Raw genomic sequence first — 14,815 nt, 5'->3', positions numbered from 1 at the left:
AAAACCTCCATGGGCTGGTTCTTTGGTCTGAAGCTACATTTGGTGGTCAATGACCAAGGCGAACTCCTCGACTGCTGCTTGACTCCTGGCAATACGGATGACCGCAAACCGGTACTCAATCTACTGAAAGACTGTTGGGGCAAAGTATTTGCTGACCGAGGCTATATCTCAAAAGCGTTAGCGCATCAGCTTTGGCAGGACTATGGCCTACAGTTTTTGGCTAAGCCCCGTCGCAATATGAAGAATTCCCTGATGCTGATCAGTGACAAGCTGTTGGCCCGCCGACGCTCGCTGGTGGAGACCGTCATTGACCAGCTCAAGAATCGTTGCCAGATTGAGCACTCGCGTCACCGCAGTCCGATCAATTGTTTTGTGCATCTGCTCAGTGGGCTGATTGCCTACTGTCATCAGCCCAAGAAACCGTCCCTCGATTTGGCTGCGCTGGGAATTGAGCTGCCTGCTTAAACCGAACTGACGTTAAGTTAAAAATCATGGAAGCTCAATCACGGAGCAGTCAACTTGTATAAGTATTTTTTAAAGATTCCAATCATCTTTTCTCCAATTTGATTAAGATTGCAATGAGGGCTTTCTGATACAATGCGCGACCTTACAACAACTGTATCAAGCTTTGAAAAAAGTCATACCTGATATTGCAAGATTATTAATTGATTCTTGAAGGTTTTCACTATTTAGAGCTAATTTATAAAGAGAAGCTAAAGCCGACTTGGCAGCTCTAAATCCAGTTTTAGGCTAGACCTAACCGAAGCATCACCCAGCTCATGAGTCGTCTCCCGGTCATTGCCAATCCTACCCGCAAAGCCTATCCCAGTGATTTGAGCGATGATGAGTGGGTGCTCCTCCAGCCGCTGCTGCCCGCTCCTAAAGGCTTTGGACATCCGATAGAAGTTGATTTCCGAGAAATCCTCAATGGCATCTTTTACGTCCAGCGCACTGGCTGCCAGTGGGAAATGCTGCCGCACGATTTACCCCCTTACAGCACGGTCTACCATTACTTCCAGAAATGGCAACGAAAAGGAATTTGGCAGCAAATGCATGACCAGATTCGAGAGCAACTGCGGAGCAAATTAGGTCGTTCAGAGCAATCTAGTGTCAGTATCGGTGATTCTCAGTCGGTGAAAACCACGGAAAAAAGGGGGTGGTCTACGGCTTCGATGGTGGCAAAAAGGTTAAGGGACGTAAACGCCACCTTATCGTTGACTCGCAAGGGTTCCTAATGGGGGTGTTGGTGACTGAAGCGAATGCTTCTGAGCGACTGGGAGCAATTGTGGTGTTAGAGGAAGTGAAGGAGAAGCTACAGCCCTTGCCGTAATCACTAGGTACAATAACAGCACTTAGTAAACCAGTTTCTAAGGCACTGTAAATCCACTAGTCGGGCTTCTAGTCTCGTTAATTGTTCCAACACCTCTATAGTTTCTGTTCTGAATTTCCACAAAAAGATTTTTAACTGTGACCACATCATCTCTATAGGATTAAAGTCTGGTGAATACACTGGCAGATATTCTACCGTTGCTCCTGCTGCTTCTATCATTTCTCTTACCTCTGGACGATGATGAGAGTTTAAGTTGTCCATGATAACCACATCACCTACTTTGAGCTGCGGTACCAAATTTACTTTGACAAACTCCAGAAAGTCTTCCTTTTTCATTGAGCCTTTCAAGCCTTTGATTGTTACAACTCCTGATCGCCTAATTGCACTAATAACTGTCATCTTTTTGCCGCAATAGGGCTTCTGAGTTTCATACAGCGGCTTGCATGACTACAAGAGACAATAGCAGCAGTGGGTAAAATAATTTCTACGAATTTCCTCTGTGTTCAATAGCATCCCCAATTTCAGCAGTTTCTCTACGGCTTCCTCCCATTTTGGTCTGTACCTTCTCACAAATGCTTTTAATTCCCACCAGAGATGCTCAATCGGATTGAGGTCCGCTGAATAGGGCGGTAAATAGATTACCTTCCCTCCTCTTGCTTCGATTAATTCCGCCACCCCTTCTACTTTGTGCGCTTTCAGGTTATCCATCACCACTACCGCTCCTTCCCATAGCTTTGGCGCTAATTCTGTCTCGGTAGTGCCTGTGAAGTAATGATGCTAGCCTAGCAATAGTCATTCACCGCTCCAGCTCATGCCTGCTTGCCCTCAATGCCAATCCAGCCACACGGTTAAAAATGGTCGTATCCACAACGGCAAGCAGCGCTTCAAATGCAAAGCCTGTGGCCGCCAGTTCATTGAGCACCCCACTCAGAAACGAGTCACACCTGAGCAGATCGCCCTCATTGATCGTTTGCTCCTAGAGCGTCTCTCCCAAGCCGCGATTGCGCGGGTCGCACAGGTCTCTGAATCCTGGATTGAATCCTATGTGGCAGTCGAAGCCGGTCGCATCCCTCGCCAGGCGCAAGTGCGCCCTAAAAAAAAAGCCGTTTAATCCTGCAACTAGACGAGCTTTGGTCTTTTGTGGGTTCCAAGAAGCAAAAAGTCTGGATCTGGCTAGCACTGGATGCCGTGACTCGCGAGGTTGTTGGGATGGTCATGGGGAATCGTTCAGCCCAGTTAGCCCAAAAGCTATGGGAGAGCTTGCCGGGTGTCTATCGCCAATGTGCAGTCTGCTACACCGATTTTTGGGAAGCCTATCGCAGCGTGATTCCCAGAAAACGACATCGGCCTGTGGGCAAAGAAACCGGATTAACGAATTACGTGGAGCGATTGAATGACACCTTGCGTCAGCGGATTAGTCGTTTAGTGCGGCGCACCCTGTCTTTTTCCAAATCCTTGGTCAATCACGAAGCAGCGATTTGGCGATTTATTCACCACTACAATGCCTCATTGCCAGTCGCTTCATAGTCCATCATTACTTCACATCATAGTCCATCATTACTTCACAGGCACTACCTCTGTCTCAATAAACTCTTTAAATAATTCTCCATTCAGCGATTTGGGCAGGGCTTTTAGACTCAGAATGCCTTTGATACTCATTGCGCCGATGTAGTTCAGTCTTTTACCTCGATAGACACAATCAAAATCATAGGCTCTTGTCCCCGCCTCGCTTCTGGCCATATCTCGCATGATTCCCAGTAATATTCCCATTTCATCTAAAAACACCAAATTTTCTATCTCCTCTGCCAAAATCACCGACCAGTAGTCTACTCTCTGCTGTTGTACTTCTTCCGTACTTGCCTTACTGTTCCTTTTTGTTTTTTTTTCGGGTGAGTCGCAGTTGCTGGAGGAATCGGCACATCGTGCTCTCATGGATATCTATACCCGTCCTTTCTCGCCAGAGTTCACAATATTCGGACAGCGTATAATCAGGATGGTCTTTGACCATGGCTCTGGCTTCTTCATCTTTCCCTTGCAGTTGACTGGGTTTACCGCCGCTCGCTTTTTGGGGAGTAATGGAACCCGTTTCCCGCTTTCTTTTGAGAATCTGATGCACTGCGTTTTTGCTGACTTGAAAACGTTCTGCTAGTTTCCGGATAGAAGTGCCTCCGCCTTCATAAGTGGTGACGATCCGCTCTCTGATGTCTTGAGATAAAGCTGGCATAGAGTTCTCCTTGATTTTTATCCTCTTTATTGTCCCCTATAGTTACGCAAACCGCTGTAAGCTTTCATTCCTTTTTTAGCTCTCGCAACCGGGTGATTCATCCCAACCCAAAAACCGCTTTCGTCAATAAAGACAAGCCTTTCAGCTTCTACCTTCAAAATTCGTTGCCAGTAGTCTACACGCTCTGCTTGCACTTCCGCCGTGATTATTTTCTCGCTCCTGTAAGTTTTTTTTTGAGGCTGGTGTCATGGTGCTTTAAAAATCGATGCATCATGCTTGTGTTAGAACTGACACCCAATTTTTCTTGAACTTCTTCGCAGTACTCTCGCAATGTAAAATCAGGATTAGTCTCTACAATTTCCAAGATAGCTTCTTCATGCTGAGATAAGATGCTCACCCGCTTCGTACCACACTTTTTAGGTGCTAAGCTTCCAGTGGAGCGATATAGGTTTAGAAGCCGTCTGACTGTCTCGGGGCTAATCGAAAATTGTTTTGCTACTTTCCGAATCGAAGTGTCTCCCTTCTCGTAAGCTTCTACGATTTTTCGGCGCAAGTCCAGCGAATAAAGACTCATGAGTTTTCCTGACGATAACTCCACTACACTGATAACTATATCGTGCCATTTGTTATAGGCAAAGGCTGTATATTGAAATTGATCTGGGATGTCTAGCGATATGATTCTTTTGCCACTGAGAGACGAACGAAATCGCTGTTGAATTTTGGCTTTATGTTTCTTCTCCATCACAAAAATCACATCTGCCCATGCAATCAGCTCCCGATCGAGTGGGTTGTTAGCCGATGGATGAATTCCCGCCGATAAACAGTCTAACTGATCAAATCTGGAAAAGATGGTTTCAGCGGTTGGGCTTCTCAGCTTATTTTGCGCACAAACAAACAAGATTTTTGGCATTTTCTAGAGATCAGTTATGGTCAAGTTAATGACTTCATGATAACGATCCAAAAACCACAATTTTTGTAGGGGCGCATCGCCATGCGCCCTCCGATACGCAAGATCCCGAAATCCAAGAATTATCGTTTGAATCGATCACCTCTGGCGGAGGGCGTACGGCGGTACGCCCCTACGGGGGATAATTTTTTGGAATATTGTTGGGATGTAGGGAATCGGTTGACCACGATCGCGGATTGTTTTCAATGTAATCTCGAATATGGTTCAGCATTCGATCGTCCCGCACGATCGACTCATAATAATTGCGTTGCCAAACCGGTGTTCCTGGTGCATTCCGGTATTGGTTAATGCGTTTGGTAGTCGCTGCTTTGAAACCGGCAATTACAGATCCGAGCGATCGCGCCGGCCGCCTCAACAGACGTTTGTCCAGCATACTGTCATCAACCGGTTCGCTCTCATTACTCGGTGATTGTGTCTGCATGATCGGGCGATCAAACCACAACAACCCATGAAAATGATTGGGCATGATCACCCAAGCATCCGACTTTAATTCATCCCGAATTTCAAAACTTCGCAACCATTCATTTCTGACGATCATTCCCAATTCGTTCAGAACGGTTTCGCCCTGCGAGATTGTTCCAAATAAACATTCTCGTTGATAACAACAAAGGGTCACGAAATAAACGGCTGACTGCGAATAATCAAATCCCTTTAATCGAATCGATCGCCGATGATGAATCGCCGGGTTGTACGCCATCTTTTAACGCCCGATCAACACAATTTCCAATCCAAAAACCACCATTCTCCGTAGGGGCGCATCGCCATGCGCCCTCTGATACGCAAGATCCCGAAATCCAAGAATTATCGTTTGAATCGATCACCTCTGGCGGAGGGCGTACGGCGGTACGCCCCTACCGGAGATTCATTAACGGCTGGCGCTGACCAGGACTTTTTCTTGGTCTTCCTTCGAGACCGATCGCCCTTGATCCTCAAAGCCATCGATCTGATCGAAGTTGAGGTAGCGGTACAAATCACCCGCCAGCGGATCGATCTTGCCCTTCACCACTTCCAGGTATTCCTCGCGACTGGGAATCCGACCCAACAGGGCACAGACCGCCGCCAACTCCGCCGAGCCGAGGTAGACCTGCGCGCCCTTGCCCATCCGATTGTTGAAGTTGCGTGTGGAGGTCGAAAACACGGTGGTGTTGTCTTCCACGCGGGCTTGATTGCCCATGCAGAGCGAACAACCGGGCATTTCCAACCGACAACCGGCCGCCTCGAAGATCTCGTAGTAGCCTTCCTGACGCAGCATTTCTTCATCCATCCGCGTCGGCGGGCAGATCCAGAGACGCGCCTTGGCTTTGCCGGCCCCTTCCAGCACCTTGGCGGCGGCGCGGAAGTGACCGATGTTGGTCATGCAGGAACCAATGAACACCTCTTGCACCGGGTCGCCGACGCAATCGGACAGGGTTTTGATGTTGTCCGGGTCGTTGGGCGCGGCCACTAGGGGTTCCACCAGTTGATCGAGATCCACTTCGATGATGTCGGCGTATTCCGCATCCGCATCGGCGGTCATCAGGGAGGGGGTCGCCAACCAGGCTTCCATCTGGGCAATCCGGCGGGCGATCGTCCGGGCATCTTCGTAGCCACGGGCGATCATGTTTTTCAGCAGGGTGACGTTCGATCGCAGGTATTCCGACACGGTTTCCACGCTCAGGGCGATCGTGCAACCGGCAGCCGATCGCTCCGCCGTCGCATCGGTCAGCTCAAAGGCCTGCTCCAGCTTCAGATCCGGCAGCCCTTCCATTTCAATGATCTTGCCGGAATAGATGTTCTGCTTGTTCTCCTTCGCAACCGTCAGCTTGCCCTGCTGAATCGCCACGTAGGGAATCGCGTTCACCACATCCCGCAGGGTCACGCCCGGTTGCAGGCTGCCCTTGAACCGCACCAGGATCGACTCCGGCATATCCAACGGCATCACACCCAAGGCCGCCGCAAAGGCCACCAACCCGGAACCCGCCGGGAAGGAAATGCCCAAGGGGAAACGGGTGTGGGAGTCGCCGCCCGTGCCCACCGTGTCCGGCATCAGCATCCGGTTCAGCCAGGAGTGAATGATCCCATCGCCGGGGCGCAGGGCCACGCCGCCGCGCTGGGCAATGAAGTCCGGCAATTCCGCATGGGTCTTCAGATCCACCGGCTTGGGATAGGCCGCCGTGTGACAGAAGCTCTGCATCACCAGATCCGCGCTGAAACCGAGGCAGGCTAGCTCCTTCAGCTCGTCGCGGGTCATGGGGCCGGTGGTGTCCTGGGAACCCACGGTGGTCATGCGCGGTTCGCAGGAAGTGCCGGGGCGCACACCGGGCAGACCGCAGGCCTTGCCGACCATCTTTTGGGCCAGGGTGAAGCCTTTGCCGGTGTCGGCGGGAGCGGTGGGGCGCACGAACAGGGTGCTGGGTTCCATCCCCAGTGCTTCGCGGGTTTTGTCCGTCAAGCTGCGACCGATCAGCAGCGGAATCCGACCGCCGGCCCGCACTTCATCGACGATCGTGTCGGGCTTCAGGCTGAAGGTGCTGATCACCTCGCCCGCCTCGTTGGTGATTTCGCCCTTGTAGGGATAGATCGTGATCACGTCGCCCGTGTTCATTTGGGCCACGTCACACTCGATCGGCAGGGCCCCGGAATCTTCCGCCGTGTTGAAGAAAATCGGCGCAATCTTGCCGCCCAAAATCACGCCGCCGGCCCGCTTGTTGGGGATGTGGGGAATGTCGTCGCCGATGTGCCACAGCACAGAGTTGATCGCCGATTTGCGCGAAGACCCCGTACCGACCACATCACCCACATAGGCGATCGGGAGGCCCTTGGCCTTCAGCTCCGGCAACAGGCCCAGGGCTTCCGGCATCTTGGTTTCCAGCATGGCCAAGGCGTGCAGCGGAATATCGGGGCGGGTGGTGGCGTGGGTGGCGGGCGAGAGGTCGTCGGTGTTGGTTTCGCCGGGCACTTTCAGCACCGTGACGGTGATCGCTTCGGCCAGCTTGGGCTTGCTGATGAACCAAGCGGCGTTGGCCCAAGCATCGATCGTCTGTTTGGCGTAGGGGTTGCGCTCCGACAGTTCCAGCACGTCGTTGAACGCATCAAAGGCCAACGTAATTTTGCTGAGGGCGGTGGCGGCGGCTTGGGCGATGCCCGCATCCTTGGATTTCAGTAGGCTGACCAGGGATTGCACGTTGTAGCCACCGACCATTTGCCCCAGGATGGCGACTGCGCCTTGGGGGGTGATTAGGGGGCTGGTGGTTTCTCCTTGGGCGATCGCGGTCAGGAACGACGCTTTCACATAGGCCGCCTCATCCACACCGGGGGGCACGCGATCGCACAGCAAGTGCATCAAAAATTCTGCTTCCCCAGCGGGCGGGGTTTCCAGCAGCTTACACAGGTCGCTGGTTTGGGCGGCATCGAGGGGCAAGGGGGGGATGCCCAGTTGACCGCGTTCTGCAACCTGTTGGCGATAAGCTTCGAGCATGGTGTGTTCTGTCTCCTGCGAGCGCTGTAGCGTGGATGCCGAGCATCGGCGATCGTGCTTAACAGTCTAGGATCGCGAGGGACATTTCCTGGCGCTGTAGCGGTTGCGCCAATCACCAATCTAGGTTCATTACTGGCTCATAACATTAGATCTATGCACTCTACTAGCCTAGGCTAACAACATGCCCCATATTTAAACCAATACCATGTTGCCAACATTGATTGCCTAGCTCGACTCTGTTCAATCATTTGCTCCTATGAAAGCTATGCTAGATTGTGATTGATTGTCTTGATATAAAAGTAAAATGTTAATTACACACCTCAAGCTAAAAAACTGGCGCAACTTCAAGTCAGTTGATGTAGATCTACGAGATCGTGTATTCGTAGTTGGCCCCAATGCCTGCGGAAAATCAAACTTACTAGATGCATTGCGATTTTTAAGAGATATTGCAAAAGATGGTGGCGGATTACAGAAAGCGATTCGAGATCGTAAGGGGCTTTCAAAAATTCGTTGTCTTGCAGCTCGTCGTCACCCAGATGTTGAACTAGAAATACATCTGTCAGGATCTCTAGGAGATTCGCCAACATTTAAATACGCGCTAGGAATTCAGCAGAAAAAAGGTGGCGATAATTCACCTCAAATTTCCTACGAGCGCGTTTGGAAGGATGGTAAGAAAATTTTGGATCGTCCTAACCAAGACGATATAGACGATGGTGTCAGACTACGTGAAACTTATCTAGAGCAAGTCAACTCCAACTTTGAGTTTCGCGATATACAAGTATTTTTAAACTCAATTTTGTACTTACATCTCATTCCTCAGCTCCTGCGACATCCTGACGCATTTCAGAGTAATGCACTACAAGATGATCCTTTTGGAAGGAGCTTTTTAGATAGGATCATTAAGACACCTGAAAGAACGCGGCGATCGCGTCTCAGGAAAATTGAAGGTGCACTAAAAATTGCTTTACCGCAATTGAAACAACTGCAGGATGTTAAGGATGAAATGGGTGTGCCCCATCTGGAAGCACTCTACGAGCACTGGAGGCCCAAGGCTGGTAAACAGCAGGAAGATCAATTTTCAGATGGGACGCTAAGGCTTATAGGTCTACTGTGGTCCTTACTAGAGGGAAATTCGCTACTTCTTCTAGAGGAGCCTGAACTATCGCTCCATTCAGCAATCAATGCCAAATTACCTGCATTAATTGAACAACTTCAGAAAGGTAAACGTCGCCAAATTTTTATTAGCACCCACAGCAGTGATCTACTATCCGATCCAGGAATTGGTGGAGAAGAGGTTCTCTTACTCACCCCGCGGCCAGAAGGCACTCAGGTAGAAGTTGCATCTTCATTGGAAGATATCAAGCCATTACTAAGTGCAGGACTAAGCATTGCAGATACCGTCTTGCCGAAAACTAAACCTACACACATTGATCAACTAGACTTTCTCAAGTGAATATGGTCTTCGTCAATATTGCAGTGGAGGACGATCTGAGTGAGATTGTTTTAAGAAAAATCTTGGAACAGTCTGAATTTCAGTTCAGTATCATGAACTGCCTCAAGCAGAACGGATCTGGTTTTCTGCGAAAGAATGCTGTTAAGTTTAATACCGCTGCCCAATCTATACCCTTTATTGTGCTCACTGATTTAGATCAGAAACAATGTCCTGTGCTTCTGATCAAAGAATGGCTTGGTGAAACCAAGAGACATCGAAATTTTTTACTACGTATTGCTGTACATGAAATAGAGTCTTGGGTTATGGCTGACCGAAGCGCTTTGGCTAAATTTTTGCAGATTAGTGATGATAACTTCTTGCAAAATCCTGATGATATAGGAGATCCTAAACGCTTTTTATTAAATGTTGTCAGTAAAAAATGTCGTAAGCGTAGTCTAAAAGAAGCTTTGCTGCCATTACCAGGATCAACAGCAACGCAAGGAAGAGGTTACAACTTGGTCTTAGGCGATTTTATTAGGAATAGTTGGCGCACTAGCTATGCAGTGGAATCTTCACCTAGCTTGAGACGAGCTACTGCTGCCATAAATCAACTAGCTGATCTTAATCAACTGAAATAAACAGGGAGCGATCGAGCATGGTGACATGGCAAAGCCTGAGCAAACAAGCCGAACAACTCTCCTGGCGCGAGATTGCTCCGCAAGGCTATCGCCAACGCCTCGCCCTGATTTGGCAGCTAGTGCGATCGCTCCTGGAAGGAACCATGGCAGCTTATGCCGACGCTCGCACCAAAGCACAAGCCAAAACTGGTTTGCCGATCGCCCTGTTTCCCGCTGAGTTGCCCTTCACATGGGAACAGGCCATGACCCAAGACCTTACATCAGAGGCTGTTTGAAAAAGTAGGAGAGAGTATCCAATTCCGCCAATTGCCTCAGCATCAGGCGAATGTTGGCTAAAGGAATCATCGTCTCTGAATGTAAGGGCTGATGCTCTTTGACTTGCTTCGCCGGTTTGCAAACAGCCTCCAAAGGGAGACCAAATTCAGCCTTCGGTTAAGTGTTAATTCGATTCAGAGGCTTCTGATTCCCGAGATTCAGATTCCCCGGCCCAAATTTGTTCGGCAGGAGGCGTTAACCACCAGGCCAAGCCACCTAAGCCGGTTTCCGCCAGCACACTCACCAATCGATAGCTGGCCACGCTGGCCAACAGAGCCGCTGGATTGACGATCGACCCCAACAGGGCGATCGCCGCCGCTTCAAAAACCCCAACCCCACCGGGCGCACCGGGCACGACCAATCCCAACAACCAGGCCAACCCAAACCCACTGGCCAACCGAGGCAAATCCAGAGGATTAATGGCACTAAAGGCCGCCAGAGCTGCCAAAAAGCCCGCGCCCCGCCACAACAAAAAGCCCGTTTCCCCCAACAACGGACCGATCGGGTATTGGCTCAGTTGGGCCGGTTGGTGATGGGGGTTGCTGTCGGTGGTTTGCAGTTTGCGACGACCCAACCGTTGCAGCAGGGGATTCAAAATGCGGGGATGCACCGCCGCCAGCACTCCGATCGCCAGGGCTAACTGCACTCCCCACCAAGCCCGATCGCTCGCCAAAACCCCCAGCAGCAAAGCCGCCACCGCCATCAGTAACGGCTCCAGCAACACACTGGCCGCCGCCACTGGCCAAGCCACGCCCACCCGGCCCGCCGCCCGAATGCGACCGTAAAAATGCCACACATTCCCCGGCAAATACTTGGCCACATTGGTCACCAGATAGGTGCGCAGTACCCAGCCACGCGGGGCCGATCGCCCAAAGGCCTGCAACAGCCAGCCCCACACCACCGCTGACCACAAGTGCGCCGCCGCCGTCAGCCCCAACGACAGGGCCAACCAGCCCCACCCTTGGATGGTTAACCGCAAGGTGGCAACTTCCGCCGCCCGATCGAGCAGTGTTTTCAGCAAAAAAGCGAGGACGAGTCCCAAGACCAGCCAGCGGCCAAATTTCTTCAAAGGGGTTTAACCAAAAATTGAGATTGCCATCAACAAGATAGCCACCCAGTAGCCGTTAAATGGCCCCCAATCAGACTTTCATGGGCAATCACAACCCGATCGCAATCCTTGAGGCATTCGATCGCCATACCCAATGAAACATTGCCTGAAACATAGCGGGCTAGGCACTGAGGGTTACGCACTGCGGGCCAGGAGTGCCGCCAACAACGGAAGACTGATCCAGCCCACCAGCTCAATCCGAATGAGCCAAGAGAGCCACCGAAATTGTGTTTGACCCAGTTGGGGAACCTTGCCTTCTCGCAAACTGCCAATCCAAGACACAAAGGAAATGGTTGGATAAATCGACAAAGCCCCGACCAAGAGAAATAGGCCAACTTTGGTATAGAAAATGGGGTTACCAAGGTAATAGTCAGCGCCCTTGCCAAAATAAAGAACCCGCAACGCTCCGGTGAATAAAACCAGAGAAGCGGAGATGCCGTAGATCACGTCAGCAATCAGAATTCGCCAGGCTTCCGCGATCGAGAGTTCTTTTTTGAGAGTCAGCAGTTCCACGGCCACAGCCCCAAAGGCCAACATGAAGCTGAGGTAATGGAAATAGGCAGTAATTGCGCTGGGCCACATGGTGATTGGAGGAGTTTTTAGTGAAGGGCAAGTGAAGGGCCAATAAAAAATAATGGACTTAAACCGCTTTAAATCGCCCCCTTCAAAACGTGGCTTTGAAACCGCCATTAATAGTAATTGATAACTTTGCTGGCGATCGCCGGAAGCTGAATTTCCCGATGACGACCAGGGGGAGCAGGTGTCGGATCGGGTGGGGCTGTTCCAAAATGGGGTTTTCTGGGTGTTTCGCATTGGTTGCGGGGCCGGAAAAATCAGAAACCGAGGGCGATCGCGCCTTGGCGATCCCAATTTGCGGCATTTGCGGCCAGTTTCGACCCCGATTTTCCCCACGTTTTTAAGGTGAACAGCAGGTGAACAGCATGAGCAACACCCCGATCGACTTGAGTAATAAGACCATTTTGGTGACCGGCGGCGCGGGCTTCCTGGGCAAGCAGGTGGTGCAACAGTTGGTGGCGGCGGGGGCGAATCCTGAGAAAATCACGATTCCCCGATCGCGCGAGTGCGACTTGCGGCAATGGGCGGCCTGTGAGACGGCTGTGGCGGGTCAGCAGGTGGTGATTCACCTGGCGGCCCACGTGGGCGGCATTGGCCTGAACCGCGAAAAACCGGCCGAGCTGTTTTACGACAATTTGATGATGGGTACGCAATTGATCCATGCGGCCTATCAAGCGGGGGTGGAGAAGTTTGTTTGTGTGGGAACGATTTGCGCCTATCCCAAATTCACGCCCGTGCCGTTTAAGGAGTCTGATCTTTGGGAGGGCTATCCCGAGGAAACCAATGCGCCCTATGGGGTGGCGAAAAAGGCGCTGTTGGTGCAACTTCAGGCCTATCGAGATCAGTATGGCTTCAATGGCATTTATCTATTGCCGGTGAATTTGTATGGGCCAGAGGACAATTTCGATCCGGGTAGCTCCCATGTGATTCCGGCGCTGATTCGCAAGGTGCATGAGGCACAACAACGGGGCGATCGACAGATTCCGGTTTGGGGCGATGGCAGCCCCACGCGGGAGTTTTTGTATTCCACCGATGCGGCAGCGGGCATTGTTTTGGGAGCGCAGTTGCTGAACAGCTCGGAGCCGGTGAATTTGGGGACGGGTCGGGAAATTTCGATTCGCGATTTGATTGAGCTGATTTGCCAACTGATGGGCTACGACGGGGAGTTGGTTTGGGAAACGGACAAACCCAACGGCCAACCGCGCCGCTGTTTGGACACGACGCGGGCCAAGGAACTGTTTGGATTTGAGGCGCAAACGAGTTTTGAGGATGGGCTGCGCCAAACGATCGACTGGTATCGCGCCCATGCGGTTTAGGGGGCGATCGGGGGGCAATTGCTGAACTGGCTGAGGGGTGCGGGTTTCGCGATCGAGCGGTGGGGTCGTCACCCTCGACGCTGCCCGATCGCCCCTGTCAAGATGAGAGGCAATCACGCGGCAGGATAGCGCCATGAATATCTCCCCCAGCGCCCTTTACGGTTGGTATCGCGACACGATTCGGAACCCGAAATATCGCCTCTGGATTGTGGCGGGCACGCTGGTGTATCTCCTCAGCCCGATCGATATTGCGCCGGACTTTCTGCCGATCGCGGGTCAACTGGATGATTTGGCGATCGTGACCTTGCTGATTGCAGAGCTGTCGCAAATCGCGATCGAGTGGTTTAAAAATCGCCCCACGGTGAAGTCCGCTCCGGCGGCCACGGTGGCTGACTCGACGGTGGATGTGAACGCCGTCAAGATGGACGGCCAATAATGAAATGATCAGTGATGATCGGCTGCCTCAATTCCCCTTAGTCATCGCGCCAGAGGGCTGGGTCTTGATGCAAGGCTAATAGGATCGATCGATGGGGTGTGCCGATCGGGCGCATCTGTTGCAAACGGGGCGACCAACATTCTCCCGCTTCCAAGTCGGCGATCGTGCCCCAAGCCAAATCCTGCCCTTCGTTTAATTCCAGCTCCGTGAGCGGCACGGTAAGCAATCCGTGAAAGAAAAAATGCTGGCGGCCGCTGTCTTGCAGGGTCGATCGAAACGGATTTAACCGGGGCGGCACAAAGCCAATTTCCTCTTGCAGTTCCCGCCGCAGACCTGCTTCGGGCGCTTCGCCGGCTTCCAGGTGTCCGCCAAACAGGCCCCAGTGACCGGGATAGAGAATGTGGGGAAAATCATCCCGCAGTTGCAACAGGAATCGATCGCGCGAGGGAGGATAGAGCAAAGCAAGGGCCACAGCTTCCATTCCTGATCTCGTTCCTGTTTCGGCCTCTGGGGATGAACTGTCCCTGTTTGACTCAGATCCTGATTGGGATCTGGGGCTTGGGCTGGGGTCTGATGGACGCATGGCTAATTTAAGGCTCCTCGATCGCGTAAATTTCGCCCATCTCCTGCTGTCCCACTTGGATCGGTTGATAGCGAAGGGAGGTCTTGAGTTTCACCACTTGCCCTAGCTCAAGCTCGGTTCGATCGCCCTGAGATAGCACCCAAATCCAGCCCGTTGAATCTTCAATTCGGTAAATGCGGCCGTCGAGCAGGGGCACTCGTTCGACGGCTTTGCCTTGGATATAGACTGATCGCCCATTGAGCGATGCAGCCGGTTGTTGTTTTAACTCCCCGATCGCAACGGTTGGCGTGCAGCCCACCATTAACCAGGTGAACCCCAGAACTAACCCATGCCACCCCTTGTTTTTTTGTCCTTTTGGCCGTGGTGGGACGGGTGGAGCCAAACGCCGCAACATCTGAGACATGAGCTGCTGAGACATTGCCGGTATGGTGAT

At 51.7% G+C, this 14,815-nt stretch carries 16 protein-coding genes and 5 pseudogenes; 8 read left to right on the top strand and 13 right to left on the bottom strand.

Annotation, left to right across the window (positions count from 1 at the left end; all coding sequences use genetic code 11):
• Both AMR42_RS00510 and AMR42_RS00505 read left to right on the top strand, forming a co-directional pair.
• Window positions 1–465: IS982 family transposase (locus AMR42_RS00510; protein WP_143472871.1), on the top strand; the 465-nt coding region annotated here is incomplete at its 5' end.
• A 314-nt stretch (window positions 466–779) separates the two neighbouring features.
• Window positions 780–1,276: pseudogene (locus tag AMR42_RS00505) on the top strand (IS5 family transposase); the annotation flags it as partial.
• Window positions 1,277–1,333: 57 nt separating this feature from the next.
• On the opposite strand, the pseudogene AMR42_RS00500 reads toward AMR42_RS00505, so the two are convergent.
• Both AMR42_RS00500 and AMR42_RS00495 read right to left on the bottom strand, forming a co-directional pair.
• Window positions 1,334–1,771, bottom strand: a pseudogene (locus tag AMR42_RS00500) (transposase); the annotation flags it as partial.
• Between the two features lie 6 nt (window positions 1,772–1,777).
• Window positions 1,778–2,068: pseudogene (locus AMR42_RS00495) on the bottom strand (transposase); the annotation flags it as partial.
• A 73-nt stretch (window positions 2,069–2,141) separates the two neighbouring features.
• Between AMR42_RS00495 and AMR42_RS00490 the strand changes: the two are divergent.
• Window positions 2,142–2,857, top strand: a protein-coding gene (locus tag AMR42_RS00490; protein ID WP_234406420.1) for an IS1 family transposase whose coding sequence is annotated in 2 segments (ribosomal slippage) — window positions 2,142–2,427 and window positions 2,427–2,857 — 717 coding nt in all. Because the reading frame shifts where the segments join, the coding sequence is not laid out codon by codon here.
• A 30-nt stretch (window positions 2,858–2,887) separates the two neighbouring features.
• Here AMR42_RS00490 and AMR42_RS00485 read toward each other — a convergent pair.
• The 6 genes and pseudogenes from AMR42_RS00485 to acnB all read right to left on the bottom strand — a co-directional run bounded on the left by AMR42_RS00485 (window position 2,888) and on the right by acnB (window position 7,978).
• Window positions 2,888–3,145 (bottom strand): transposase, encoded by a 258-nt coding sequence (locus tag AMR42_RS00485; RefSeq protein WP_158234301.1) that lies wholly within the window; start codon window positions 3,143–3,145, stop codon window positions 2,888–2,890.
• Window positions 3,146–3,191: 46 nt separating this feature from the next.
• A complete protein-coding gene (locus AMR42_RS00480; protein ID WP_099531512.1) occupies window positions 3,192–3,554 on the bottom strand; it encodes an IS630 transposase-related protein in 363 nt (120 codons plus the stop codon).
• A 29-nt stretch (window positions 3,555–3,583) separates the two neighbouring features.
• Window positions 3,584–4,128 (bottom strand): annotated as a pseudogene (locus tag AMR42_RS20985) (helix-turn-helix domain-containing protein); the annotation flags it as partial.
• Window positions 4,129–4,332: 204 nt separating this feature from the next.
• A pseudogene (locus AMR42_RS21535) lies at window positions 4,333–4,464 on the bottom strand (phosphotyrosine protein phosphatase); the annotation flags it as partial.
• Window positions 4,465–4,633: 169 nt separating this feature from the next.
• Complete coding sequence (locus AMR42_RS21530) at window positions 4,634–5,218, bottom strand: transposase (protein ID WP_099531511.1); 585 nt, start codon at window positions 5,216–5,218, stop codon at window positions 4,634–4,636.
• Between the two features lie 168 nt (window positions 5,219–5,386).
• Window positions 5,387–7,978: a bifunctional aconitate hydratase 2/2-methylisocitrate dehydratase gene (gene acnB, locus AMR42_RS00465; protein WP_099531510.1), complete on the bottom strand. Its 2,592-nt coding sequence runs from the start codon at window positions 7,976–7,978 to the stop codon at window positions 5,387–5,389.
• Between the two features lie 304 nt (window positions 7,979–8,282).
• On the opposite strand from acnB, the gene AMR42_RS00460 reads away from it, so the two are divergent.
• From AMR42_RS00460 to AMR42_RS00450, 3 genes are read left to right on the top strand one after another with little or no spacing between them, the layout of a single operon-like run.
• Window positions 8,283–9,431 carry an AAA family ATPase gene (locus tag AMR42_RS00460; protein ID WP_099531509.1) on the top strand — a complete coding sequence of 383 codons (1,149 nt, stop codon included), beginning with the start codon at window positions 8,283–8,285 and terminating at the stop codon, window positions 9,429–9,431.
• A 23-nt stretch (window positions 9,432–9,454) separates the two neighbouring features.
• Window positions 9,455–10,048: a DUF4276 family protein gene (locus AMR42_RS00455; protein WP_158234300.1), complete on the top strand. Its 594-nt coding sequence runs from the start codon at window positions 9,455–9,457 to the stop codon at window positions 10,046–10,048.
• A gap of 17 nt (window positions 10,049–10,065) precedes the next feature.
• Window positions 10,066–10,323, top strand: coding sequence for a DUF29 family protein (locus AMR42_RS00450; RefSeq protein WP_099531507.1), 258 nt, complete (start codon window positions 10,066–10,068; stop codon window positions 10,321–10,323).
• Between the two features lie 164 nt (window positions 10,324–10,487).
• Here AMR42_RS00450 and AMR42_RS00445 read toward each other — a convergent pair whose 3' ends face one another.
• From AMR42_RS00445 to AMR42_RS00435, 3 genes are all read right to left on the bottom strand, one after another.
• Window positions 10,488–11,432, bottom strand: a complete 945-nt coding sequence (locus AMR42_RS00445; protein WP_199858036.1) for a lysylphosphatidylglycerol synthase domain-containing protein — start codon at window positions 11,430–11,432, stop codon at window positions 10,488–10,490.
• A gap of 174 nt (window positions 11,433–11,606) precedes the next feature.
• A complete protein-coding gene (locus tag AMR42_RS00440; RefSeq protein WP_099531506.1) occupies window positions 11,607–12,053 on the bottom strand; it encodes a DUF2214 family protein in 447 nt (148 codons plus the stop codon).
• A gap of 82 nt (window positions 12,054–12,135) precedes the next feature.
• Window positions 12,136–12,351 carry a hypothetical protein gene (locus AMR42_RS00435; RefSeq protein ID WP_099531505.1) on the bottom strand — a complete coding sequence of 72 codons (216 nt, stop codon included), beginning with the start codon at window positions 12,349–12,351 and terminating at the stop codon, window positions 12,136–12,138.
• A 61-nt stretch (window positions 12,352–12,412) separates the two neighbouring features.
• Between AMR42_RS00435 and AMR42_RS00430 the strand changes: the two genes are divergently transcribed.
• Entirely contained in the window at window positions 12,413–13,363 is a 951-nt protein-coding gene (locus AMR42_RS00430) for a GDP-L-fucose synthase (protein WP_099531519.1), read from the top strand.
• A 133-nt stretch (window positions 13,364–13,496) separates the two neighbouring features.
• On the top strand, window positions 13,497–13,799 hold the full coding sequence (locus AMR42_RS00425) for a YkvA family protein (protein ID WP_099531504.1): 303 nt from the start codon (window positions 13,497–13,499) through the stop codon (window positions 13,797–13,799).
• Window positions 13,800–13,836: 37 nt separating this feature from the next.
• On the opposite strand, the gene AMR42_RS00420 is transcribed toward AMR42_RS00425, so the two are convergent.
• Window positions 13,837–14,280, bottom strand: coding sequence for an NUDIX domain-containing protein (locus tag AMR42_RS00420; protein WP_099531503.1), 444 nt, complete (start codon window positions 14,278–14,280; stop codon window positions 13,837–13,839).
• A 109-nt stretch (window positions 14,281–14,389) separates the two neighbouring features.
• Window positions 14,390–14,785 (bottom strand): hypothetical protein, encoded by a 396-nt coding sequence (locus tag AMR42_RS00415; protein WP_143472869.1) that lies wholly within the window; start codon window positions 14,783–14,785, stop codon window positions 14,390–14,392.
• Window positions 14,786–14,815: the final 30 nt, after the last annotated feature.

The sequence above is a fragment of the Limnothrix sp. PR1529 genome, assembly GCF_002742025.1.
GTDB lineage: Bacteria > Cyanobacteriota > Cyanobacteriia > CACIAM-69d > CACIAM-69d > CACIAM-69d.
The sequence above is the reverse complement of the archived record's forward strand: the minus strand, read 5'-3'. Positions and strand labels throughout refer to the sequence as shown.